Source organism: Agrobacterium sp. SORGH_AS 787 (assembly GCF_030819035.1).
GTDB classification, from domain to species: Bacteria; Pseudomonadota; Alphaproteobacteria; order Rhizobiales; family Rhizobiaceae; genus Agrobacterium; species Agrobacterium larrymoorei_B.
In genome coordinates this window covers 1,093,530-1,114,735 of sequence record NZ_JAUTBG010000002.1, presented here as the reverse complement: position 1 = coordinate 1,114,735, position 21,206 = coordinate 1,093,530, and the positions used below count along the sequence as shown (strand labels likewise).

Genomic DNA, 21,206 nt, shown 5'->3' with positions numbered 1-21,206 from the left:
ACCAGAAGAACGTCGCCTTGGGCGGCTATCCCATTTTAAAAATTGCCGGAGAGTCCTGCCATGAAAGCGTTGTTCCGGTTTTTCAGTCTTCTGCTTCTTCTCTGCGCAATCGCTGTCGGCGTCTTCGATTCCATCCGCTCGGTCTCCACATCCTCCGTCGATCTCCTGAGCTTTCGCGAAGGCTGGGCGGAAGTTTTTCCTTCCTCGCTTGCCATGGCAGAAAGCGTGACGGCACACTATATCCACCCGGAAGCGTGGCGCTGGATCGAAAACGGCTTGAATGCTGTCCCTGCCTTCGCGGTACTTCTTGGTCTTTCCCTGCTTTTCTGGATGGCAGGATATCGGAAGCCAAAACCGCTCGGCCGTTTTGCGGCCTGACGATACCAGCATCCCACACTGCATGAGAGCGGAGCGCGGCGCCGATCGCCGCAGGGAGACTGCAATGTTTGGATTCGATACTCTTTCAAAGAAGACAGTGATGCCGACCGCCGAGACAGCGATCCCCGGACGCGATGAGGCGGTGACTGTGCCGGAACACCATTTCGTCAATGGCAGAAGTTTGAAGGGACCCTACCCCGAAGGCCTTGAGACGATCTATCTCGGAATGGGCTGCTTCTGGGGTGCCGAACGGTTGTTCTGGAAGACGCCTGGCGTCTACGTCACCGCCGTCGGTTATTCCGGTGGAATTACCCGCAACCCGCACTACCAGGAAACCACGACAGGGCTGACCGGCCATGCCGAGGTGGTCAAGGTCGTCTACGACCCATCCCAGGTCACGTTGGCTCAACTGCTGAAAATCTTCTTTGAAGAACATGACCCGACACAGGGTATGCGACAGGGTAACGATGTCGGCACGACCTATCGATCGGTAATCTATACGACGAATGACGAGCAGCTTGCCGAAGCAAAAGCGGCCCGCGACGCATTCCAGCATGCATTGGCATCAGCCGGTCATCGTCCAAAGATCACAACCGAGATCGAGCCGCTCCATATCTTCTATTATGCCGAGGACTACCACCAGCAATATCTTGCCAAGAACCCGGGTGGCTATTGCGGGTTGAGGGGTACCGGAGTGACCTGCAATATTGCCTAGTTGCATGGCAATTGCCCGGTAGAAGAGATTAAAAAACAATCAGAAAGCAGGTTTTCCACCGAGCAAAAAAAACGGATGAATTTTTCTCGCAGCCGTGCAAGGATAATCCTCACGCACAGCCATAAGGCTGGCTTTTCCGCAGAACATGTCCGGTTTAACGGGCTTGCGGGAGGACCCTTTTTATAAAATTAAACTGCAACAACAGGGCTGCAAAATGAAAAAATCCCTTCTGACGCTTTTCGCGCTTGCTGCGATGTCGGCTTCCGCTTTGGCTGCGGACATCAAGCCTGCACTGGTCTACGGAACCGGCGGCAAGTTCGACAAGTCGTTCAACGAAGCTGCTGCAACGGGCGCTGAGAAGTTCAAGACCGAGACTGGTATCGAGTTCCGCGATTTCGAGCCCACCAGCGACACGCAGGGTGAACAGGCGATCCGAAACTTCGCAAGCCGCGGCTTCAATCCGGTGGTTGCAGTGTCCTTTGCCTGGTCCTCCGCCATGGAGAAAGTGGCCAAAGAATTTCCCGATACCAAGTTCGTGATCGTCGATTCCGTCGTTGACCTGCCGAATGTGCGCTCGGTCGTCTACAAGGAAGAAGAAGGCTCTTACCTCGTCGGTCTTCTTGCCGGCATGGCTTCCAAGACCGGCAAGGTCGGCTTCATCGGCGGCATGGACATTCCGCTGATCCGCAAGTTCGCATGCGGTTACGCCCAGGGCGCCAAGGCTGCCAATGACAAGATCGAAGTCTTCCAGAACATGACCGGCACGACCGGTGCTGCCTGGAACGACCCCGTGCGCGGCGGTGAGCTGACCAAGAACCAGATCGACCAGGGCGCGGACGTGATCTACGCGGCAGCCGGTGCGACGGGTCTCGGCGTGCTTCAGACGGCAGCCGACAACAAGAAGTACTCGATCGGAGTCGACTCCAACCAGAACCATCTGCATCCGGGCTCCGTTCTGACCTCGATGGTCAAGCGCGTCGATCTCGCCGTCTATAACGCGTTCAAGGACGTCAAGGACGACAAGTTCACCGCAGGCATCAACGCGCTCGGCGTCAAGGAAGATGGCGTCGGTTACGCTGTCGACGACAACAACAAGGCTCTGATCACGCCTGAAATGGCAGCTGCGGCTGACAAGGCAAAGGCCGACATCATCTCCGGCGCCGTCAAGGTTCACGACTACATGTCGGATAATTCCTGCCCGAAATGATATGATATTTGACTGGGGCGCATGATGTTTTTCATCTTGCGCCCTTTTCATATCCAGCCTTCGGAGAGGTTTTGGTTTGAGTATGAACCCTGCAATCGAGCTCGTGGGTATCGACAAGTCGTTCGGTGCCGTTCACGCCAATAAAAATATCAATCTGACCGTCACCAAGGGGACGATCCACGGCATCATCGGGGAAAATGGTGCCGGCAAGTCGACATTGATGTCGATCCTTTACGGGTTCTACCAGGCCGATGCCGGTGAAATCCGCGTCAATGGCAAGCCCGTTGCCATCAAGGACAGCCAGGCGGCCATCGACGCCGGGATCGGCATGGTGCATCAGCACTTCATGCTGGTCGAGAATTTTTCCGTGCTGGAAAATGTTATGCTCGGCGCTGAGGGCGGCGCGCTTCTGGCCAAGGGCACGGCGGCCACCCGCAAGGAACTGAAGCGCCTTGAGGATGAGTATGGCCTCGAGGTCAACCCGGATGCGATCATCGAGGATCTGCCGGTCGGACTGCAGCAGCGCGTGGAAATCTTGAAGGCCATGTATCGCGGCGCGGAAATCCTGATCCTCGACGAGCCGACCGGCGTTTTGACGCCTGCCGAAGCCGATCACCTGTTCAAGATTCTGAGCGTGTTGCGCGACCAGGGCAAGACGGTCATCCTCATCACCCACAAGCTGCGCGAAATCATGGCGATCACCGACGAGGTATCCGTCATGCGCCGCGGCGAGATGGTGGCGACGCGCAAGACCTCCGAGACGACGGTCGAGGAATTGGCCGAGCTGATGGTCGGTCGCCGCGTTCTACTGCGGGTGGAAAAAGGCGAAGCCAAGCCGGGCGAGGTTCTCTTCTCGGTTCGCAACCTGACGGTGAAGGACAGCCGTGGCGTGACCATGGTGGACAATGTGTCCTTCGATGTGCGCGCAGGCGAAATCGTCGGCATGGCGGGGGTTGCCGGAAACGGTCAGTCCGAACTTCTGGAAGCCATTGCCGGTATCCGCAAACCCCATTCCGGCGAAATCCTGATCAATGGCAAGCAGGTGGACAAGGTCGACCCGGCCATCTTGCGCCAGCTCGGTCTGGCGCACATCCCGGAAGACCGGCACCATATGGGCCTGGTTTTGAAATTCGAAGAGTATGAGAACTCCATTCTCGGCTATCATCGGGACGAGCGTTACGGAAAAGGTCCGTTCCTCGATCCGGAAGCAATCCGCAAGGACGCTGCCGAGAAAATCGAGAAATACGACATCCGCCCACCGAATGCCCGGTTGAAGACCGCCAATTTCTCCGGTGGCAACCAGCAGAAGATCGTCGTTGCGCGCGAGATCGAGCGCGATCCGAGCATGCTGATCATCGGCCAGCCAACCCGCGGTGTCGATATCGGTGCGATCGAATTCATTCATCGCCGCATCATCGAAATGCGGGATGCGGGCAAGGCTATTCTGCTGGTCTCCGTTGAACTGGATGAAATCCGCTCGCTCTCGGACCGCATTCTGGTGATGTTCGCGGGTCGGGTGGTTGGAGAAAAGACGGCGGAAGCCGAAGAACAGACGCTGGGCCTGATGATGGCCGGCATTGCCGCATAAGGCCACACACATATGAGTACAGCTTCCGTTCCCCTTCCCGGTTGGATGACCTACGGCCTTCTGCCGTTTCTGAACATCCTGACGGCCTTCTTCATCTCCGGCCTTGTCGTCTGGTCGATCGGCGAAGATCCTTTCGCGGCACTTCGCCTTTTGATCGAAGGCGCCCTTGGCCGAGGTGACGCCATCGGCTTCACACTCTTCTATACGACGAGCTTCATCTTCACCGGGCTTTCCGTCGCCGTCGCCTTCCATGCCGGACTTTTCAATATCGGCTCGGAAGGCCAGGCCTATATTGGCGGCCTGGGTGCGGCACTTGTGGCACTCGCGCTGGACCGCTATGTGCCCTGGTATGTGACAATGCCCTTCGCCGTGATCGGTGCGGCCGTCTTCGGTGCTGCATGGGCCTTCATTCCCGGCTGGCTACAGGCCAAACGCGGCAGCCATGTGGTCATCACCACCATCATGTTCAATTTCATTGCCGCGGCGTTGATGGTCTATCTCCTCGTCAACGTGCTGATCGTTCCTGGCAAGATGGCGCCTGAAACCCGCACCTTCCTGCCGGGCGGCCAATTGCCGAAGCTCGACTGGCTGATGGCACTGTTCGGCCTGAAGCTTGGCCCTGCTCCTTTCAACGTGTCCTTCATCATCGCGCTCGTCATGGCGTTTCTGGTGTGGGTGCTGATCTGGCGCACCAAGCTTGGCTATGAAATGCGCACGCTGGGCATCAGCCCTTCGGCCGCCGTCTATGCGGGCATTCCCTATTCACGCACCGTCATCATCGCGATGCTGATCTCCGGCGGTCTCGCCGGTATGATGGCGCTGAACCCGGTGATGGGCGCGTCAGCCCGTCTTCAGGTGGAGTTCGTGGCCGGTGCCGGTTTCGTCGGCATTGCCGTCTCGCTGATGGGAAGAAGCCATCCGCTCGGCATCGTCTTTGCGGCGCTGCTTTTCGGCATTCTTTATCAGGGTGGCGCGGATCTCTCGTTCGAAATGCCCAATATCACCCGTGAGATGATCGTCGTGATCCAGGGTCTGGTGATCCTGTTTGCCGGTGCCCTTGAATATATGTATCGCCCCGCGCTTGTGCGCATCTACCAGACTTTCGTGAAGAGGTAAGGCTATGGAAACCTTCGACATGCTGGTCAGCATTCTCGGTTCGACCGTCCGCCTGACCATTCCGCTTCTGTTCACCGCGCTTGCGGGGCTGTTTTCCGAACGCGCTGGCGTCTTCGATATCGGCCTCGAAGGCAAGATGCTGGCTGCGGCCTTCGCATCCGCCTGCGTTGCCTATCTCACAAAGGATCCGTGGGCAGGTCTTGCTGCGGGTGTCGGTATCTCGATCTTCTTCTCGCTGGTGCATGGCTTTGCCGTCATCACCAATCGCGGCAACCAGATCGTTTCCGGTGTGGCCTTAAACTTCGTCGCCGCCGGTCTCACCGTCGTTCTCGGGCAGGCCTGGTTCGGCCAGGGTGGACGCACGCCCCAGATCACCGGCGAAGGCCGCTTCACGCCGATCATTCTGCCGGGTGCGGACATGATGCGCGAGGTGCCCTTCATCGGCCCTCTCTATGCAAACGTCATTTCCGGTAACAACATCCTGACCTATCTCGCCTTCCTGGCGGTACCGATTTCCTGGTGGGTGCTTTACCGCACGCGCTTTGGCCTTCGTCTCCGCGCTGTCGGTGAGAACCCCGGTGCCGTGGATACGGCTGGTATTTCGGTAGCATGGATGCGCTTTCGCGCCGTCATCGTCGCCGGCTTCCTGTGCGGTTTTGCCGGTACCTATCTTGCCGTCGCGCAATCGGCTGCCTTCATTGCCAACATGTCTGCCGGCAAGGGCTATATCGCACTCGCCGCTCTGATTTTCGCCAAGTGGAAGCCAGTCCCGGTCATGTTTGCCTGCCTGCTGTTCGGCTTCCTCGATGCGATGGCAAACTTCATGCAGGGCAAGGCGATCCCCGGCATTGGCGAAGTGCCGGTGCAGATCTTCCAGGCACTGCCCTATATCCTCACCTGCATTCTGCTCGCCGGTTTCATCGGCGTCGCCAAGCCGCCGAAAGCTGGTGGCGTTGCCTACTCCAAGGAGCGTTGATCGATGCTGAACGAACAGACGACCCACGCGCTCTTCGAAGCCGCCCGTGAGGCCATGGGTTTTGCCCATGCGCCCTATTCCAAGTTTCCGGTAGGGGCTGCCATCCGTGCCGAAGATGGCAAGGTCTATAAGGGCGCCAATATCGAGAACCTGTCCTTCCCGCAGGGCTGGTGCGCGGAGCCATCCGCCATCAGCGCCATGGTGATGGGCGGGGCGAGAGAGATCAAGGAGATCGCCGTCATTGCCGAAAAGCTGGCGCTCTGCCCGCCCTGCGGTGGCTGCCGTCAGAAGATTGCCGAGTTCGCCACGCCCGAAACCAAGGTCTATCTCTGCGACGAGACCGGTGTGCAGAAGGTCATGACCATGGACGAACTTCTGCCCTTCAGCTTCAAGACCGAGTTGTAAGATGGATCACGCGATCATCGACGTTTTGGTGGAACGGCTGAGTGGGCTTGTTCCCCGCACAGCCATCGTGCTCGGCTCCGGCCTCGGCGTCCTGGTGGATGAGGTCGTGGACCCGATCCGCATTCCCTATTCGGATATACCAGGCTTTCCGGAAAGTGCTGTTTCAGGCCATGCCGGTGAAGTGGTGGCCGGTTATCTCGGCGGCCAACCGGTCATCATGCTGTCCGGCCGTGTTCATTACTACGAAAAGGGCGATGCATCCGCCATGCGTCCGGCGATCGAGGCGCTAGCCGGTATCGGTGTCCAATCCCTGATTCTCACCAACTCGGCGGGCTCGGTTCGCCAGGATATGCCGCCCGGCTCGGTGATGCAGATTACCGATCACATCAACTATTCGGGCATGAACCCGCTGATCGGCGAGGAGAGCGACAAGCGCTTCGTCGGCATGACCAGCGCTTACGATGCGGATTTGACGCTTGCCATGCGCAATGCGGCGATCCGTGCGACCGTCCCGCTGTTTTCCGGCGTCTATATGTGGTTTTCCGGCCCAAGCTTCGAAACGCCCGCTGAAATCCGCATGGCGCGAACGCTGGGCGCCGATGCTGTGGGCATGTCCACCGTACCGGAAGTGATCCTTGCGCGCTTTTTCGGGATGCGCGTTGCCGCTGCTTCCGTTATTACCAATTACGGTGCCGGAATGACCGGCGCCGAACTGAGCCATGACGAGACCAAGGATATGGCTCCGATCGGCGGCAAACGTCTTGCCGCTGTTTTAACGGAAATGATTTCGGGAGGAAACTGAGCATGGAACTTCAGCGCCCGCGCGAAGCAGCCAGCCTCGCCTTGTCCTTGCTGGACCTGACCAATCTGAAAGACGATTGCACGCCGGAGCAGATCGCGAGCCTCTGCCAGAAAGCCCACACGCAGTTCGGCAATACAGCCGCCATCTGCATATGGCCGCGTTTTGTCGCTCAGGCGCGCGCCGCCTTCGGCAACAACCATTCCATCCGCATTGCCACGGTGGTGAATTTCCCGTCCGGCGATCTCGATGTCGCGACCGTCGTCGCAGAGACGACACGCGCCATTGACGATGGCGCGGACGAAATCGACCTTGTCATCCCCTATCGCAAATTCATCGCAGGCGATGAAGCCGCAGTGGCGGAGATGGTGGCGGCGGTTCGCAAGGCCTGCCCAGAGCCGATCCTGCTCAAGGTCATCCTCGAAACCGGCGAGTTGAAGGACAAGACCCTTATCCGCCGTGGCAGCGAAATCGCCATTGCCGAAGGGGCCGATTTTATCAAGACTTCGACCGGCAAGGTGACTGTCAATGCCACACTGGAGGCAGCAGACATCATGCTGCAGGTCATCCGCGACAGCAGGAAGAAGGTCGGCTTCAAGCCTGCCGGCGGGATTGGCACGGTGGCAGATGCGACGCTGTATCTCAGGCTGGCGGAAACCATCATGCAGCCCAATTGGGCCATGCCCTCCACCTTCCGCTTCGGCGCCTCCAGCCTGCTGGATGACGTCTTGAATGTGCTGGCGGGTGGAGAGCCTGCCAAAGCTGCCAGCGGATATTGATCTCCCATGCTTCCGCAGGAAATCATCCGTCGCAAGCGTGATGGCGAGACGCTTGCCGCAAACGATATTGCGGCCTTCATCGCGGCACTCTCCGACGGTTCGATTTCCGAAGGTCAGGCGGCGGCCTTCGCTATGGCGGTGTACTTTCGCGGCATGACCCGCGAGGAGACGGTGGCGCTGACACTTGCGATGCGCGACAGCGGCGATGTGCTGTCCTGGGCCGATATCGGCAAACCCATCTCGGACAAGCATTCGACCGGCGGTGTCGGTGATAATGTCTCGTTGATGCTGGCGCCCATCGTGGCCGCATGCGGTCTCGCCGTGCCGATGATATCAGGCCGAGGCCTTGGCCATACCGGCGGGACGCTGGACAAGTTGGAAGCCATTCCGGGCTATGATGTGATGCCGGACGAGGCTTTGTTTCGTCGCACAGTCAAGGAGATCGGCTGTGCCATTATCGGCCAGACTGGCGATCTGGCGCCTGCCGACAAGCGCCTCTACGCCATCCGCGACGTCACGGCGACGGTCGATTCCATTCCGCTGATCACGGCCTCCATTCTCTCCAAGAAGCTGGCCGCTGGGCTTGAAACGCTGGTGCTCGACGTCAAATTCGGCAGCGGCGCTTTCATGTTGAGCGCCGACGAGGCGGAGCTGCTTGCCGCTGCCTTGGTTCAGGTGGCGAATGGCGCAGGTGTCAAAACCTCCGCACTGATCACCGACATGAACGAGCCTTTGGCGGATGCGGCAGGCAACACGCTCGAGATTGTCCACTGCCTTGATTTCCTCCATGGCCAGAAAAGCGGAACGCGCATTGAAACGCTGGTTCTCGCCTTCGCTTCCGAGATGCTGGTGCAGGGGGGCGTAGCGGCGACGCTTGCCGATGCAGAGGCATTGGCACGTGAGGCGCTTTCCTCTGGTCGTGCGCTAGAACACTTCGGGCAGATGGTTTCCGCTCTTGGCGGGCCGGCAGATTTTATCGACCGTCCCAAGGAGTATCTGGCAGCAGCACCGCATATCGTGCCGGTGCCAGCGCCAAAGAGCGGTTGGCTTGCGGCCTGCCAGGCCCGCGATCTCGGTATGGCAGTGGTCGAGCTTGGCGGCGGTCGTCGTCATCCCAGCGACCGGATCGATCATCGCGTCGGCCTGTCGGATATTCTGCCGCTTGGTACGAAGGTGGAAGGCGGCGAGCCGATTGCTCTGGTGCATGCTGCGAGCCGGGAGGACGCCGAGCGCATCGTCGCGTCCGTGCAACACGCCTACACGATCTCAGAAACGCCCGGCGTAGCAGCGCCTGTCATCGTCAAGCGTATCGCATGAGGCGGCTGCGCGGCATCTGCTGCCGCGCGCTTTCTTCTGTTTTTACAGGCCAAGCCCCTCGAACAGCGCCGTCGAGAGATAGCGCTCGGCAAAGGACGGGATGATCACGACGATGGTCTTTCCGGCATTCTCTTCCCGCGAGCCGACCTTGATGGCGGCGGCGAGTGCTGCGCCGGATGAAATCCCAACCGGAACGCCCTCCAGCCGTGCTGCAAGACGCGCTGTTTCAAAGGCATCGTCATTGCTGACGGTGACGATCTCGTCATAGACCTTGGTGTCGAGAATGCTCGGCGCAAAACCGGCGCCAATGCCTTGGATCTTGTGTGGGCCGGGCGTGCCACCAGAGAGAACGGGACTGTCCGTCGGCTCCACGGCCACCACCTTCAGATCAGACTTACGAGATTTCAGAACTTGCCCGACGCCGGTGATCGTGCCGCCTGTGCCGATGCCGGCGATGAAGATATCGACATCACCATTGGTATCGTTCCAGATTTCCTCTGCCGTGGTTTTGCGATGGATCTCCGGATTGGCGGGATTTTCGAACTGCTGCGGAATAATGGCGTCAGGCAGCGTTTCGGCCAGCTCATGTGCCTTGGCGATGGCGCCCTTCATGCCCTTGGGACCTTCGGTCAGCACCAGTTCGGCACCAAGCAGTGCGAGCATCTTACGGCGCTCCACCGACATGGTTTCCGGCATGGTGAGGATGAGCTTGTAACCCTTGGCGGCAGCGGCGAATGCGAGCGCAATGCCGGTATTCCCCGATGTCGGTTCGACCAGCGTTGTCTTGCCGGGCGTGATCTTGCCCTGTGCTTCAAGGGATTCGATCATCGCGACGCCAATGCGATCCTTGACGGAAGCGATGGGGTTGAAGAATTCAAGCTTTGCCAGAAGCGTCGCCTTCACACCCTTTTCGCGCGCCAGTTTGTCCAGACGCACCAGCGGCGTATCGCCGATGGTTTCGGTGATCGAGGAATAGATGCGTCCGCGTCCGGGTTTTTTCGCTTCCGACATGCCTGCTCTCCTGCCTTATGTCATGCAATCGCGCGCAGGATAGGGCGATACTTGCAGGGAAGCCAGAGAACAAACGTGCCTAAAGGGCCAGGTACCCGGGATAGATCACCAATATCCATGGCTTATGTGGAAGAATGTTCTCAGCTGGCGCGTGTCGCGATCATCGCCGCCGTCCCCGCAAGAATGCCTGCTGCGGTACGGTTGAGGATGGTCAAGGCGCTTGGGCGCTTCAGCAATGTGCGGGCTTTGGACGCCAGCAGAATATAGGGCAGCAATACCGCCATCAGCACGGTAAAGGTGAGGCCGATCAGAACCGCATATTCGGACAAGCCGATTCCGCGGATGTCGATCAGGGTCGGGACGAGCGCGACATAGAACAACATCGTCTTGGGATTGCCAAGCGTGATGAACAGACCGGACAAGAAGGACATGCCGATGCTGGTGCTTTTCTTCGCCTGCAAGTCCTGCGGCAGAAGCCCTGCGGTCCACAGCTTCCAGGCAATATAAAGCAGGTAGGCGGCACCGGCGAATTTCAGCACCATGAAGGCTTCCTGAAAGGTCTGGGCGACAAAGGCGAGACCGAGGATGACAGCCGTCAGATAGACCATATCCCCCAGCACCAGACCGAGCCCCATGAAGAACGTCTCACGGAAACCTGAACCGAGGGCGCGCGCAACGATCGCCGTCATGCCCGGACCCGGAATGGCCGCGGCAATGAATAATGCCATCGCATAGGCAAGGATTGTCGTGATCGTCATGGAGATGTCCCTTCGTCGTCCTTCGAGACATACTCCACAACGCGTCGACTCACAACGTCGTGATCCGTTAGACGCCCGTCGATCCAAAGCCACCGGCGCCGCGTTCGGTTCGCGTGAATTCAGTCACCTCAGTGACCGTCACCTGCGTTACCGGCGCGATGACCATTTGAGCGATGCGCATGCCGCGCTCGATGATAAAATCTTCCTGCCCGAGATTGGCGAGGATCACCTTCACCTCGCCGCGATAATCGCTATCCACCGTGCCCGGGGAATTCAGGCAGGTAATGCCATTCTTGATGGCGAGGCCGGAGCGTGGGCGGATTTGCGCCTCATAGCCGAGCGGCACCTCGAAGATGAAACCGGTCGGCACCAGTGCTCGCTCACCGGGACGAAGGGTCATGGTTTCACCTGCCTCGACGGCAGCGCGAAGGTCCATGCCAGCGGCACCGGCGGTCTCGTAGGATGGCAACTCAATGCCTTCACCATTAGGAAGACGGATGAGTTTCAGGGCGGGAGACGGGGCGTTTTGCGTGTTCATGCGGCATTAGTTTGCGCTCGCGGGGTCAAGGTCAATTGCAAAAGCGGGCTCGAAACGCTAGATAGCCCGCAATTCCACAGGATTTGTTAGATGGCCGAAACACTTGCCGAGGCGGTCTCCCGCCGCCGCACCTTTGCTATTATCGCGCACCCGGATGCGGGTAAGACGACGCTGACCGAGAAGCTCTTGCTGTTCGGCGGAGCGATCCAGCTTGCCGGTGAAGTGAAGGCCAAAAAGGATCGCATCCAGACCCGTTCGGACTGGATGAAGATCGAACGCGAGCGCGGCATCTCGGTCGTAACCTCGGTCATGACCTTCGAATATAACGACCGGGTCTTCAACATTCTCGATACGCCCGGTCACGAAGACTTTGCCGATGACACCTATCGCACGCTGACGGCCGTGGACGCCGCGATCATGGTCATCGACGCCGCCAAGGGTATCGAACCGCGTACGCTGAAGCTGTTCGAAGTCTGCCGCATGCGCGACATTCCTATCATTACTTTCATCAACAAGATGGACCGTGAAAGCCGCGATCCCTTCGAGATTCTCGACGAGGTGGAAGAGAAGCTGGCGCTCGATACCGCGCCGATTACCTGGCCCGTCGGACGCTCCAAGACCTTCTGCGGCGCTTACAATCTTGCCGAAAACACCTTCCGCGGCAATGACACGCAGGTCGATGGTCTGCCCGTCAACGGCCCGCAGGCCGTGGCTGACCGCCTGCCGGAAAACGAGCGGGACGCTTTCATCGAGGAAACGGAACTGGCGATGGAGGCTTGCCGTCCCTTCGATCGTCAGGCGTTTCTCGAAGGCCATATGACGCCGGTCTTCTTCGGCTCGGCGCTTCGTAACTTCGGTGTGCGCGATCTCATCAACGCGCTTGGCGATTTCGCCCCGCCGCCACGTGACCAGGTGGCCGATACCCGCCTCGTGCATGCGGCGGAAGAAAAGATGACGGCCTTCGTCTTCAAGATCCAGGCCAATATGGACCCGAACCACCGCGACCGTATCGCCTTTGCACGCATCTGCTCCGGCAAGCTGGAGCGCGGCATGAAGGCGCGTCTTGCTCGTACCGGCAAGCAGATGGGCCTGACCGCCCCGCAATTCTTCTTCGCCTCGCAGCGCCAGTTGGCCGATACGGCCTATGCCGGCGATGTGGTCGGTATTCCCAACCACGGAACGCTCCGCATCGGTGATACGCTGACCGAAGGCGAAAACCTGGTCTTCCAGGGCGTGCCGAACTTCTCGCCGGAAATTCTTCGTCGCGTGCGGCTTGAAGATGCGATGAAGGCGAAGAAGTTGAAAGAAGCACTGCAGCAGATGGCCGAAGAGGGCGTGGTGCAGCTGTTTTCGCCTGAAGACGGCTCGCCTGCGATTGTCGGCGTCGTCGGCGCACTGCAGCTCGACGTGTTGAAGGAACGACTGATGGGCGAATATGGCCTGCCGGTCTCCTTTGAAATGTCGCGCTTCTCCGTCTGCCGCTGGATTTCGTCCGACCAGCCTGCGGAATTCGAAAAGTTCCTGAACGTCAAGCGTGGCGATATTGCTCGCGATCTCGACGGTGATCCAGTGTTTCTGGCGCAGGATGCGTTCTCGCTGCGCTACGAGGCCGAGCGTTTTCCGGCGATCAAGATGGTCGCCATCAAGGAATATCACGTCGCCAAGGCGGCGTGATTGCACTTTGCCAAACAAGGGCTGGAGCCATTTGAATCGACGCATGATGCTTACCCGAAAATCGATTTCGATTTTCGGGCCGATGCTGTAGTTTCCCGCTTAAACGGGAAACTGGTCTTTGCGCATGGCTCTGTCGAACAAGCATATACTGCTCATCATTTCCGGCGGCATTGCCGCTTATAAGAGCCTCGATCTCATCCGCCGACTAAGAGAGCGCGGCGCGAAGGTGACGCCGGTGATGACTAAGGGCGCGCAGGAGTTCGTGACGCCGCTCGCCGTCGGCGCGCTCTCTGCCACCCATGTTTTCACCGAGCTTTTCTCCCGGCAGGATGAGCAGGATGTGGGCCATATCCGGCTCGCACGCGACTGCGACCTCGTTCTGGTCGCGCCCGCGACAGCCGATCTTCTGGCGAAGATGGCGAACGGGATCGCGGATGACCTCGCTTCCACCGTGCTGCTGGCGACGGACCGGCCGGTTCTGGTCGCCCCTGCGATGAACCCGAAAATGTGGGAGGCCAAGGCCACCCGGCGCAACATCGCGACGCTGAAGGGCGATGGCATTGCCTTCATCGGACCCATGGCGGGCGAGATGGCGGAAAAGGGCGAGGCCGGTGTCGGACGCATGGCGGAGCCCTTGCAGATCGCAGAGGCTGTCGCGCAGTTGCTGGACGATGCACCGAAGCCGCTCAAGGGTAGGACGGCCATTGTGACCTCCGGTCCGACCCACGAGCCAATCGATCCCGTACGATATATCGCCAACCGTTCATCCGGCCAGCAGGGCCACGCGATTGCTGCCGCTCTCGCCAAGCTTGGCGCCGACGTAACGCTTGTCTCCGGCCCGGTGACGATCCCCGATCCCGCGGGCGTGACGACCATTCATGTGGAGCGCGCCGAAGAGATGCGCGACGCCGTGCTTGGCAAGCTCCCGTCGGATATCGCCGTCTTCGTCGCGGCCGTTGCGGATTGGCGGGTGGCGAGCTCTTCGGACCAAAAAATCAAGAAGCAGCCGGGGGATGCGCCGCCGGCGCTGCAACTGACCGAGAACCCCGATATTCTGAAGACCGTCGGCCACCACGAAAAGCGGCCCACGCTGGTGATCGGCTTTGCAGCGGAAACCCAGAATGTCGAGGACAATGGTCGCGCCAAGCTTCAGCGCAAGGGCGCCGACATGATCGTTGCCAATGATGTCTCCCCTGAAACCGGTATCATGGGTGGGGCGCGCAATCAGGTGAAGATCATCTCTGCAAAGGGTGTCGATGCCTGGCCCGACCTCTCGAAGGCGGAGGTTGCCGAACGACTGGCCGCGCTGATCGCGGAGAAGCTGCAATGAGCCTTTTCGAGCGAAAGACATTCGACGCAACGCTTGGGGCCTGGCCGGGCGTGCGCTTTGTCGATCAATGGGATTCGCATGTTGCCAAGGTCGGCGACAAGGTGTTTGCGGTGCTGGGAGAGCGGAACGACTGGCGGCTTGTCGTCAAATGCTCGGAAGAGAGTTTCGAAATCCTGACCTCTCTGGAAGGCATTGCCCAGGCACCCTATTTCGCCAAACGCAAATGGGTGTCGATCGGCGATCATTCCCCGCTGGAAGGCGAGGAACTTGAGCATTATGTGCGCCGCTCCTACGAACTCGTGGCGGCAGGGCTGACAAAGAAACTGCGGGCAGAACTCGGTATCGTGCTGGAGACGTGAGTCGGGCTAGTCCAACAACCCCTCCTCCAACGTCATCCTCGCCCCTGAGGCGAGGATCCATGGCCACAAGCGAAGCCCTTAGCCTTTAAGCACCAACCTGCGCAATCCAGTCGTTGAGATTGTAGTAGTTGGTCACGCGCGACACCTTGCCATCCTTCAGCTCGAAGAAGGCACCAGCGGGCAGGACATAGGTCTGCCCATTGGCTTCCGGCAGGCCTTCGTCGGTCTTCAGATACTGGCCGTTGACGACGAATTCCGCGGAGGCGCGCTTGCCGTCTTCGCTGGCCATGATCACCATGTCGGTGAGGTTTTCCTTATAGCAGTGGTTCATGTGCTGCATGAACTTGGCGAAAACGTCTTTTCCGACCTGCCGCTCACCCTGATTGATGTCATGCACCACATCGTCGGTCAGAAGCGCCAGAAAGGCATCCATATCCTGCCGGTTGAAGGCATCGTAATAGGCGCGGATGGTTTCGACTGCGGACATGGTTCAGCTCCCTTCGAGACTTGCACAGCATTTCCATGACGGTATAACCAAGGAAAATCCAGGTGAACATGCCCATGACCGTCGAAATCCGTTCCCTTTCCGGCATCGATGCCGCACCGTTCTTCGACGATCTGTCACGGTTGCGCATTACCGTCTTTCGCGCTTTCCCGTACCTCTATGACGGATCGTTCGATTACGAGCACACCTATCTTTCGACCTACGCAAAGGCCGAGGGTGCAGTGTTCGTGCTGGCCATGGACGGCGAAAAGATAGTCGGGATGTCCACAGGCATGCCGATGATTGCGGAAACGGCTGAGGTGAAGACGCCTTTTCTGGACGCAGGTTACGATCTCCAGCGCATCTTCTATTTCGGTGAGAGCGTGCTGTTGCCCGAATATCGCGGCCATGGCGTGGGCGTGCGCTTCTTCGAGGAGCGGGAGGCACATGCAAAGCGCCTTGGCTGCTTTGAATGGTGCACCTTTTGCGCCGTGGAACGCCCGGTCGATCATCCGCGCCGTCCCGCCGATTACGTGCCATTGAACGACTTCTGGGCCAAGCGTGGCTATACGCATCATCCGGAACTTCGCACCAGCTTCACATGGCAGGACCTGGATGAAGATGCAGAGAGCCCGAAGCCTCTCTCTTTCTGGATGAAAAGGATTTCCAAATGACCCGGCTCGCCGCCTGCCAATATGCAATCGAGCTGATCGAAACCTGGGACGCGTATGCCAAGCATCTTGCCGCAATCGTGGCTGACGCTAAGGCAAAAGGCGCGGAACTGCTTCTGCTGCCAGAATATTCCGCCATGGCGCTGACCGGACAACTGCCGCCGGATGTCCGCTCCGATCTGCATGGCTCGATCGAGGCGATGCAAAGCCTGATCCCATCCTGGGTGGAACTCTGCGAAGAACTGGCGCGTCAGCATCAGATTCTGTTCCAGCCGGGCAGCGCACCGGTGAAGGATGCCGATGGCAAGTTCCGCAACCGCGCCTGGCTGTTTGGGCCTGACGGGCTGATCGGCTATCAGGACAAGCAGATCATGACGCGTTTCGAGCGCGAACAATGGTTTATCGATGCGGGAATTGAGGGTCTCAAAGCCTTCGATACCAGTATCGGCAAGCTCGGTATTCTGATCTGCTACGACAACGAGTTTCCGATGCTGGGCCGCAGGCTTGCCGAAATGGGCGTGGACCTGGTGCTGGCGCCAAGCTGCACGGACACATTGGCGGGCTCTTATCGGGTGCGGATCGGTGCACAGGCGCGCGCTTTGGAAAACCAGCTCGCCGTCCTCTCCTCTCCCACCGCCGGAGAAGCGCCGTGGTCGCCTGCGGTCGATGAGAATCGCGGCCGCGCAGCACTTTATGTGCCCTCCGACTACGGCATGCCGGCCAATGGCATCGTGGCGGAAAGTGAGAGCGACGCGGTAACGGAGAGCACGCTGCTCATCGTCGATATCGACCTTGCCGATGTGGCGCGTCTGCGCACGCAAGGACAGGTGGCGACGCGGCGTGACTGGAGCGAACAGTTCCCGGCCTGAAAAGCCGATTTCGCCGCGTCTTGCCGCCATAGAACAGCTTCCATTTGCCCGCGAAACCCTCTATAGCGCGGGGCATGAGCACCAATTCGACCCGCACGCCCCTCGACCATATCCGCAACTTCTCCATCGTCGCCCATATCGACCATGGCAAATCCACCCTTGCCGACCGGTTGATCCAGTCGACGGGCGGCCTTGCCGAGCGCGATATGTCCGAGCAGGTGCTGGACAATATGGATATCGAGCGTGAGCGCGGCATCACCATCAAGGCTCAGACCGTTCGCCTGCATTACAAGGCCAATGACGGTGAGACCTATGTGCTGAACCTCATCGACACGCCCGGCCACGTCGACTTCGCCTATGAAGTGTCACGGTCGCTGTCGGCCTGCGAAGGCTCGCTGCTGGTGGTGGATGCCTCGCAGGGCGTGGAAGCGCAGACGCTTGCCAACGTTTATCAGGCGATCGACAACAATCACGAGATCGTCACGGTGCTGAACAAGATCGATCTGCCTGCCGCGGAGCCGGATCGCATCAAGGAACAGATCGAGGAAGTTATCGGCATCGATGCGTCCGAAGCCGTGATGATTTCGGCCAAGACCGGTCTCGGCATTCCAGACGTTCTGGAAGCCATCGTTCATAAGCTGCCCGCCCCCAAGAGCGAAGCCGGTGAGAAGGGTGCGTTGAAGGCGCTGCTCGTCGATAGCTGGTACGATACCTATCTTGGCGTCATGGTTCTGGTCCGCATCATCGATGGCGTGCTGACCAAGGGTCAGCAGATCCGCATGATGGGCTCTGGCGCGAAATACACGATCGAGCGTGTCGGCGTTCTGACGCCGAAGATGGTTACCGTGGATAGTCTCGGCCCTGGCGAAATCGGTTTCATCACCGCCTCGATCAAGGAAGTGGCCGACACGCGCGTCGGTGACACGATTACCGATGACAAGCGCCCGACGGAAAAGGCCCTGCCCGGCTTCAAACCGGCACAGCCCGTGGTCTTCTGCGGTCTCTTCCCGGTCGATGCGGCGGACTTCGAAGATCTGCGCGCCGCCGTCGGCAAGCTTCGCCTGAACGACGCGTCCTTCTCCTTCGAAATGGAAAGCTCCGCAGCCCTCGGCTTCGGCTTCCGTTGCGGCTTCCTCGGCCTTCTGCATCTGGAAATCATCCAGGAGCGTCTGGAGCGCGAGTTCAATCTCGATCTCGTCGCCACAGCACCTTCCGTCGTTTACGAGATGACGCTCACGGACGGCACGGAGAAGGAACTTCACAACCCGGCGGATATGCCGGACGTGGTGAAGATCAAGGAAATTCGTGAGCCTTGGATCAAGGCGACGATCATGACGCCGGACGAGTATCTTGGCGGCATCTTGAAGCTTTGCCAGGATCGTCGCGGCATCCAGACGGAGCTGACCTATGTCGGCAACCGCGCCATGATCACCTATGAACTGCCGCTCAACGAAGTGGTGTTCGACTTCTACGACCGCCTGAAGTCGATCTCCAAGGGCTACGCTTCCTTCGACTACAACATCATGGATTACCGCGAAGGCGATCTCGTAAAGATGTCGATCCTCGTCAATGGCGATCCGGTCGATGCGCTCTCCATGCTGGTCCACCGCTCGGCAGCGGACCGTCGCGGGCGCGGCATGTGCGAAAAGCTGAAGGAACTCATTCCGCCGCACATGTTCCAGATCCCGATCCAGGCCGCCATCGGCGGCAAGGTGATCGCACGTGAGACCGTCCGTGCGCTGCGCAAGGACGTGACCGCCAAGTGCTACGGTGGCGACGCCACCCGCAAGCGCAAGCTGCTGGACAAGCAGAAGGAAGGCAAGAAGCGCATGCGTCAATTCGGCAAGGTGGAAATTCCGCAGGAAGCCTTCATCGCCGCGCTGAAGATGAACGACGAATAAGCGCCTCATCGTCTCTCATTTGAAGATCCCGGCCAATTGTCGGGATTTTTTGTTTCATCGCCGGTCTAGACTCGGGTACCGCAAGCGCAACCGAACCAGCCGGACGAGCGATATCGCCACAGGCAAAGACGCCGCGCTTCGTTGTCTGCTTCATCGCATTGGCAGCATCAATCCATGGTGAATGGCAAGCGCGGAGGCGGCGATCACGCAAACCCGCTATCGGCGGTAGGTCTTCGGTGACGCCTGCTGCAAAGACGAGCCTTCGGCCAACCCCACGCTCTCCTCCTTCAATCCCAACTTCGAAGCCATGAAACGCCCGACTGACATCTGTTGCGAGACCATCGATCCGGTCGGTCATGTCAGCGTTCGCCGGAACGACTCCGACGCGTCCTCTAACCAAATGCAGAAAGCCGCCTGCCTTTCGGCAAGCGGCTCTCTAAAATTGCATTAGTGACGATTAAGGCTGGGTCGACGTGCCGTTGGTGTTCGGCGAAGCCGGGGCAGCGCCGTTAGCTGGCGGGGTTGCCGGAGCCGTTGGCGTCATTGGTGCCGGGGCGGGAGCCTGATCGCTGACCGCTGGCGGTGTCGTGGACGACGTGGTTGTCGGGTCCGTCGTGGACGGGTTGCTCATCTGCATCCAGATGAAGCCGCCGACCAGCAGGACCACGATGATCGCGGCCCATGGTGCCCAGCCAGCGGATTTACGCTGGGCTTCAGGGGTGGTGCGCAGTTCAGGACGGTCCGGACGGAGGTTCGGATCGCGTGGCAGGTTTGGATCAAAAGTCATGGTGTTTTCTCCTCTTCCAATGCGGAGAAAATGCACGTCTGCGTGAATAGTTCCTAAAATGCCAAAAAACATGGCACTCAGCGTTTTGATGGCGTGAGTGCGCTCGAGAGAATACGGGCGAATTGCGGATCTTCACATTGCGAAACATTGAAGCGCATGAAGCTTGAAAACGTGTCCGATTGGCTGAAAACGCTACCGGGCGCCAGCACCATATTCTCGGTCAGAGCATGGCGCGCCACCTCCGCAGCATCGATGCCGGAAGGAAGACGACACCAGAGAAAGACACCCGCCTGCGGCTCCAACCAGGGCTCGATGCCGAGCGAGCGCAACGTCTGCATGACATGTGCCCTCGCCTTCGCGAGCCGCGCCTTCAACGTTTCCATGTGCCTTCTGTAGCTTCCGTCTTTCAGCACTTCGAGCACTAAGGCTTCAGAAATCTGGCTACCGGCGAAATTGGACGCGATCTTCATGTCCACCAAAGGATCGAGCCAGTCCTTACGCGTGACGATATAGCCGCATCTGGCAGACGCCGAGAGGGTTTTTGAGAAGCTGCCGATCTGGATGACGCGGTTGAGATCATCAAAAGCGGCAAGCCTCGGTGCTTTGGTGATTTCAAAGTCGGAGAAAATATCATCCTCGATGATCGTCAGGCCCGCGCGTTCTGACAGCATCAGGAGACGATGGGCATTCACGGGTGAGAGGGCAGCGCCCGTTGGGTTGTGGATGGCGGAATTGGTGATGTAGAGCCTTGGGCGATGTTCCTCCAGGGCCTGTTCGAACAGCGCGATATCCGGCCCTTCCGGCGTAAAAGGCACACCCACGACCTTGACCCGGTGTGCCCGCAGCAAGGCATGGAAATTGAAATAGCAGGGATCATCCACCAGCACCGTCTGGCCAGGCTCCAGTAGGAAGCGGCAGACCATGTCGATCGCTTGCGTGCCGGAATCCACCAGAAGGATCTGATCGGGTCCGACCGTGATACCGGACTCCACCAATCGTCGCGCCAGCAGCTGGCGAAGCGGAAGCAATCCGAGCGGTGTGGCATAGTCGGTAAGGATATTGGCCTGCGAGCGCGATAGGGCTCGAAGCGCTTTTCGCAGAGCCTCTTCCGGCATCCAGGAGGGCGGCAACCAGCCGCAGCCGGGCATGGTAAGCCCCTGCCCTCCCTCCAGCGCCAGCCGCGAGACCCAGAAGGGATCGACCTGCCGGTCGAGTTTCGGGCCGATCTCTACAAGAGAGAGCGGCGCAAGCGCCGTAGCAACATAAAACCCCGAACCCGGACGCGAGCGGATCGCGCCCTCGGCGACGAGCCTCTCATAGGCCTCCACCACCGTAGAGGTCGAGACCGTCAAAGCTTTTGCCAAAGCTCTGACGGAGGGCAGTTTCGCGCCCGGCGTCAATATGCGCGCGGCGATGCGGCGACGGATTTCCGCCATCACCGCGTCGATGCGGGGCGAGGCACTCTCTGTCCGGCGCTCCTTCAGTTCCATCTGTTCTGCTCACTATACCATAACAGTTTTGCCAAACTGTATGCGACTGTCTCT

22 protein-coding genes are annotated in these 21,206 nt (G+C 59.3%); 16 read left to right on the top strand and 6 right to left on the bottom strand.

Annotation, left to right across the window (positions count from 1 at the left end):
* Nucleotides 1-60 precede the first annotated feature (60 nt).
* The 10 genes from QE435_RS14655 (at nucleotide 61) to deoA (ending at nucleotide 9,280) form a co-directional block, all read left to right on the top strand.
* Nucleotides 61-378: a hypothetical protein gene (locus QE435_RS14655; RefSeq protein WP_306930518.1), complete on the top strand. Its 318-nt coding sequence runs from the start codon at nucleotides 61-63 to the stop codon at nucleotides 376-378.
* 64 nt (nucleotides 379-442) lie between these two features.
* Nucleotides 443-1,093, top strand: a complete 651-nt coding sequence (gene msrA / locus QE435_RS14650) for a peptide-methionine (S)-S-oxide reductase MsrA (protein ID WP_349041818.1) — start codon at nucleotides 443-445, stop codon at nucleotides 1,091-1,093.
* A 214-nt stretch (nucleotides 1,094-1,307) separates the two neighbouring features.
* The gene (locus tag QE435_RS14645) at nucleotides 1,308-2,300 is read left to right on the top strand and encodes a BMP family ABC transporter substrate-binding protein (protein ID WP_306930514.1); all 993 of its coding nucleotides are present in this window, start codon (nucleotides 1,308-1,310) and stop codon (nucleotides 2,298-2,300) included.
* Nucleotides 2,301-2,376: 76 nt separating this feature from the next.
* The gene (locus QE435_RS14640; protein ID WP_309772174.1) at nucleotides 2,377-3,888 is read left to right on the top strand and encodes an ABC transporter ATP-binding protein; all 1,512 of its coding nucleotides are present in this window, start codon (nucleotides 2,377-2,379) and stop codon (nucleotides 3,886-3,888) included.
* A 12-nt stretch (nucleotides 3,889-3,900) separates the two neighbouring features.
* Entirely contained in the window at nucleotides 3,901-5,004 is a 1,104-nt protein-coding gene (locus QE435_RS14635) for an ABC transporter permease (protein WP_306930511.1), read from the top strand.
* 4 nt (nucleotides 5,005-5,008) lie between these two features.
* Nucleotides 5,009-5,980: an ABC transporter permease gene (locus QE435_RS14630; RefSeq protein ID WP_306930508.1), complete on the top strand. Its 972-nt coding sequence runs from the start codon at nucleotides 5,009-5,011 to the stop codon at nucleotides 5,978-5,980.
* 3 nt (nucleotides 5,981-5,983) lie between these two features.
* Nucleotides 5,984-6,385, top strand: a complete 402-nt coding sequence (locus QE435_RS14625) for a cytidine deaminase (RefSeq protein ID WP_306930506.1) — start codon at nucleotides 5,984-5,986, stop codon at nucleotides 6,383-6,385.
* 1 nt (nucleotide 6,386) lies between these two features.
* On the top strand, nucleotides 6,387-7,187 hold the full coding sequence (locus QE435_RS14620; protein WP_349041817.1) for a purine-nucleoside phosphorylase: 801 nt from the start codon (nucleotides 6,387-6,389) through the stop codon (nucleotides 7,185-7,187).
* 2 nt (nucleotides 7,188-7,189) lie between these two features.
* Entirely contained in the window at nucleotides 7,190-7,963 is a 774-nt protein-coding gene (gene deoC, locus QE435_RS14615) for a deoxyribose-phosphate aldolase (RefSeq protein ID WP_306930502.1), read from the top strand.
* Nucleotides 7,964-7,969: 6 nt separating this feature from the next.
* Nucleotides 7,970-9,280: a thymidine phosphorylase gene (gene deoA / locus QE435_RS14610; RefSeq protein ID WP_349041816.1), complete on the top strand. Its 1,311-nt coding sequence runs from the start codon at nucleotides 7,970-7,972 to the stop codon at nucleotides 9,278-9,280.
* A gap of 42 nt (nucleotides 9,281-9,322) precedes the next feature.
* On the opposite strand, the gene cysK is transcribed toward deoA, so the two are convergent.
* The 3 genes from cysK to dut all read right to left on the bottom strand — a co-directional run bounded on the left by cysK (nucleotide 9,323) and on the right by dut (nucleotide 11,587).
* Entirely contained in the window at nucleotides 9,323-10,291 is a 969-nt protein-coding gene (gene cysK, locus QE435_RS14605; protein ID WP_306930499.1) for a cysteine synthase A, read from the bottom strand.
* A gap of 140 nt (nucleotides 10,292-10,431) precedes the next feature.
* Entirely contained in the window at nucleotides 10,432-11,049 is a 618-nt protein-coding gene (locus QE435_RS14600) for a LysE family translocator (protein WP_062427321.1), read from the bottom strand.
* Nucleotides 11,050-11,116: 67 nt separating this feature from the next.
* The gene (gene dut, locus QE435_RS14595) at nucleotides 11,117-11,587 is read right to left on the bottom strand and encodes a dUTP diphosphatase (protein ID WP_306930497.1); all 471 of its coding nucleotides are present in this window, start codon (nucleotides 11,585-11,587) and stop codon (nucleotides 11,117-11,119) included.
* 90 nt (nucleotides 11,588-11,677) lie between these two features.
* Here dut and QE435_RS14590 point away from each other — a divergent pair, with 90 nt between their 5' ends.
* The 3 genes from QE435_RS14590 (at nucleotide 11,678) to QE435_RS14580 (ending at nucleotide 14,950) form a co-directional block, all read left to right on the top strand.
* Entirely contained in the window at nucleotides 11,678-13,261 is a 1,584-nt protein-coding gene (locus tag QE435_RS14590; RefSeq protein WP_306930495.1) for a peptide chain release factor 3, read from the top strand.
* A 124-nt stretch (nucleotides 13,262-13,385) separates the two neighbouring features.
* Nucleotides 13,386-14,591 (top strand): bifunctional phosphopantothenoylcysteine decarboxylase/phosphopantothenate--cysteine ligase CoaBC, encoded by a 1,206-nt coding sequence (gene coaBC, locus QE435_RS14585; protein ID WP_349041815.1) that lies wholly within the window; start codon nucleotides 13,386-13,388, stop codon nucleotides 14,589-14,591.
* Nucleotides 14,588-14,950 (top strand): MmcQ/YjbR family DNA-binding protein, encoded by a 363-nt coding sequence (locus QE435_RS14580; protein WP_349041814.1) that lies wholly within the window; start codon nucleotides 14,588-14,590, stop codon nucleotides 14,948-14,950. The genes coaBC and QE435_RS14580 overlap by 4 nt, the downstream gene beginning before the upstream one ends.
* Before the next feature lie 85 nt (nucleotides 14,951-15,035).
* On the opposite strand, the gene QE435_RS14575 is transcribed toward QE435_RS14580, so the two are convergent.
* On the bottom strand, nucleotides 15,036-15,437 hold the full coding sequence (locus QE435_RS14575; protein WP_306930489.1) for a ketosteroid isomerase-related protein: 402 nt from the start codon (nucleotides 15,435-15,437) through the stop codon (nucleotides 15,036-15,038).
* A 74-nt stretch (nucleotides 15,438-15,511) separates the two neighbouring features.
* Here QE435_RS14575 and QE435_RS14570 point away from each other — a divergent pair, with 74 nt between their 5' ends.
* The 3 genes from QE435_RS14570 (at nucleotide 15,512) to lepA (ending at nucleotide 18,875) form a co-directional block, all read left to right on the top strand.
* On the top strand, nucleotides 15,512-16,108 hold the full coding sequence (locus tag QE435_RS14570; RefSeq protein WP_349042867.1) for a GNAT family N-acetyltransferase: 597 nt from the start codon (nucleotides 15,512-15,514) through the stop codon (nucleotides 16,106-16,108).
* Entirely contained in the window at nucleotides 16,105-16,974 is an 870-nt protein-coding gene (locus QE435_RS14565) for a carbon-nitrogen hydrolase family protein (RefSeq protein WP_349041813.1), read from the top strand. Before QE435_RS14570 ends, QE435_RS14565 begins: the two co-directional genes overlap by 4 nt.
* A 62-nt stretch (nucleotides 16,975-17,036) precedes the next feature.
* Complete coding sequence (gene lepA, locus QE435_RS14560) at nucleotides 17,037-18,875, top strand: translation elongation factor 4 (RefSeq protein WP_349042866.1); 1,839 nt, start codon at nucleotides 17,037-17,039, stop codon at nucleotides 18,873-18,875.
* 457 nt (nucleotides 18,876-19,332) lie between these two features.
* Here the strand turns inward: lepA and QE435_RS14555 are convergent, their stop codons facing one another.
* Nucleotides 19,333-19,662, bottom strand: coding sequence for a hypothetical protein (locus QE435_RS14555; RefSeq protein WP_306930481.1), 330 nt, complete (start codon nucleotides 19,660-19,662; stop codon nucleotides 19,333-19,335).
* Between the two features lie 77 nt (nucleotides 19,663-19,739).
* Nucleotides 19,740-21,152 carry a PLP-dependent aminotransferase family protein gene (locus QE435_RS14550; RefSeq protein ID WP_349041812.1) on the bottom strand — a complete coding sequence of 471 codons (1,413 nt, stop codon included), beginning with the start codon at nucleotides 21,150-21,152 and terminating at the stop codon, nucleotides 19,740-19,742.
* Nucleotides 21,153-21,206 lie beyond the last annotated feature (54 nt).

Coding starts and splice junctions, on each gene's coding strand:
- QE435_RS14655 (WP_306930518.1), top strand. CDS start 61: ATGAAAGCGTTGTTCCGGTTTTTCAGTCTTCTGCTTCTTCTCTGCGCA.
- msrA (WP_349041818.1), top strand. CDS start 443: ATGTTTGGATTCGATACTCTTTCAAAGAAGACAGTGATGCCGACCGCC.
- QE435_RS14645 (WP_306930514.1), top strand. CDS start 1,308: ATGAAAAAATCCCTTCTGACGCTTTTCGCGCTTGCTGCGATGTCGGCT.
- QE435_RS14635 (WP_306930511.1), top strand. CDS start 3,901: ATGAGTACAGCTTCCGTTCCCCTTCCCGGTTGGATGACCTACGGCCTT.
- QE435_RS14630 (WP_306930508.1), top strand. CDS start 5,009: ATGGAAACCTTCGACATGCTGGTCAGCATTCTCGGTTCGACCGTCCGC.
- QE435_RS14625 (WP_306930506.1), top strand. CDS start 5,984: ATGCTGAACGAACAGACGACCCACGCGCTCTTCGAAGCCGCCCGTGAG.
- QE435_RS14620 (WP_349041817.1), top strand. CDS start 6,387: ATGGATCACGCGATCATCGACGTTTTGGTGGAACGGCTGAGTGGGCTT.
- deoC (WP_306930502.1), top strand. CDS start 7,190: ATGGAACTTCAGCGCCCGCGCGAAGCAGCCAGCCTCGCCTTGTCCTTG.
- deoA (WP_349041816.1), top strand. CDS start 7,970: ATGCTTCCGCAGGAAATCATCCGTCGCAAGCGTGATGGCGAGACGCTT.
- cysK (WP_306930499.1), bottom strand. CDS start 10,291: ATGTCGGAAGCGAAAAAACCCGGACGCGGACGCATCTATTCCTCGATC.
- QE435_RS14600 (WP_062427321.1), bottom strand. CDS start 11,049: ATGACGATCACGACAATCCTTGCCTATGCGATGGCATTATTCATTGCC.
- dut (WP_306930497.1), bottom strand. CDS start 11,587: ATGAACACGCAAAACGCCCCGTCTCCCGCCCTGAAACTCATCCGTCTT.
- QE435_RS14590 (WP_306930495.1), top strand. CDS start 11,678: ATGGCCGAAACACTTGCCGAGGCGGTCTCCCGCCGCCGCACCTTTGCT.
- coaBC (WP_349041815.1), top strand. CDS start 13,386: ATGGCTCTGTCGAACAAGCATATACTGCTCATCATTTCCGGCGGCATT.
- QE435_RS14580 (WP_349041814.1), top strand. CDS start 14,588: ATGAGCCTTTTCGAGCGAAAGACATTCGACGCAACGCTTGGGGCCTGG.
- QE435_RS14575 (WP_306930489.1), bottom strand. CDS start 15,437: ATGTCCGCAGTCGAAACCATCCGCGCCTATTACGATGCCTTCAACCGG.
- QE435_RS14570 (WP_349042867.1), top strand. CDS start 15,512: ATGACCGTCGAAATCCGTTCCCTTTCCGGCATCGATGCCGCACCGTTC.
- QE435_RS14565 (WP_349041813.1), top strand. CDS start 16,105: ATGACCCGGCTCGCCGCCTGCCAATATGCAATCGAGCTGATCGAAACC.
- QE435_RS14555 (WP_306930481.1), bottom strand. CDS start 19,662: ATGACTTTTGATCCAAACCTGCCACGCGATCCGAACCTCCGTCCGGAC.
- QE435_RS14550 (WP_349041812.1), bottom strand. CDS start 21,152: ATGGAACTGAAGGAGCGCCGGACAGAGAGTGCCTCGCCCCGCATCGAC.